General features: G+C 64.9%; 1 protein-coding gene. It reads left to right on the plus strand.

Annotated features, from left to right (window positions below; all coding sequences use genetic code 11):
• Positions 1–1,601: efflux RND transporter permease subunit (locus AC0L28_RS34590; RefSeq protein WP_473482967.1), on the plus strand; the 1,601-nt coding region annotated here is incomplete at both ends.

The raw sequence follows: 1,601 nt of genomic DNA on the forward strand, positions 1-1,601 counted from the left end.
GACGGCAAGCCGGCGATCGCCATCGAGGTGAAGAAGCGCATCGGCTCCAACCTGATCGACACGATCGCCCAGGTGAGGGCCGTCTCCGATGCCTTCATAAAGACCATGCCGGAAGGCATGCACGTCACCTACACGCAGGACAAGTCGGTCTTCGTCAACCAGTTGCTCGGCGATCTGCAGAACCACGTCATGATCGCCGTGATCCTGGTGTTCATCGTCATTCTCTACGCGCTGTCGGGCCGCGCCTCGCTGCTGATCGGCCTCGCCATTCCATCGTCCTTCCTGATCGGCATCCTGCTGTTGGCCATGATGGGCTACACGATCAACATGATCGTGCTGTTCAGCCTCATCCTGGCGGTCGGCATGCTGGTCGACGACGCCATCATCGTCACCGAATTCGCCGAGCGGCGGATGAGCGAAGGCATGCCTAAGGCAGAGGCGTTCGCGCTTGCCGCCAAGCGCATGGCCGGTCCGGTCATCGCCGCGACGATGACGCGCATCGCCGCCTTTTCGCCGCTGCTGTTCTGGCCGGGCATCATCGGCGACTTCATGAAATACATGCCGATCACGCTGATCGTCACGCTCTCGGCCTCGATGCTCTATGCACTGGTCTTTGCACCGGCGCTGGGCGCCTTGTTCGCCAAGGCGCCGCCGCATCACGAGAACGACAACCGCGACGGCTGGTACATGGCGGTGGTCAAGCAGGCGGTTCGCTTTCCCATCACCGTGCTTTTGCTCACCGTCGGCCTCTTGTTCGGTGTCGGCTTTGCCTATTCGAAATACGGCGCCGGCGTCGAGTTCTTCCCGAATGTCGAGCCTGACTACGGCCTGCTCTATGTGCACGCCCGCGGCAACCTTTCGCTCGCCGAAATGGATGCCGCCACATCGACCGCGGAAAACCGGCTTCTCGGCTGGCCGGGCGTGAAATCGGTCTATACCCGTGTCGGCAAGACGCAAGGCGGCGGCCAGGACATTCCCGAAGACGTGGTCGGCGTGATCCAGTACGAGTTCGTCGACTGGCGCGAGCGCAAATCGGCGAACGCCATCCTGGACGAACTGCGCGGCGTCATGGCCGGCATTCCCGGCGTCGACGTCGAGGTTCGCGTGCCCGAGGCCGGCCCGCCCACCGGCAAGCCGATCCAGATCAGGCTTTCTGCTGTCGATCCGAAGGGCCTCGACGACAAGGCGCGCGCCGTCGCCGCGCGCATTGCCAGGGTGCCCGGCGTCATCGACATTTCCGACGGCCTGCCGCCGCCTGGCGTCGACTGGGCGCTCGACGTCGATCGCGCCAAGGCGGCGCAATACGGCATCAGCCCGACCTCGGTCGGCACGGTGGTGCAACTGGTGACGAACGGGCTGAAGCTCAGCGAATACCGGCCGGCCGGTGCGGACGACGCCGTCGACATCAGGCTGCGCCTGCCCGAGGACCGGCGCACGCTGTCGACACTCGACGACCTCAGGGTGCAGACGTCGCAAGGGTCGGTGCCGATCTCGAATTTCGTCGTGCGCAAGCCCGAGCCGACCGTCGGCATCCTCAACCGCATCGATGGCGCGCGCACCGTGGTCGTCCAGGCCAATGTCGCCGCCGGCGAGCAGGTCGC

This window comes from Mesorhizobium sp. WSM4847, from assembly GCF_055811335.1.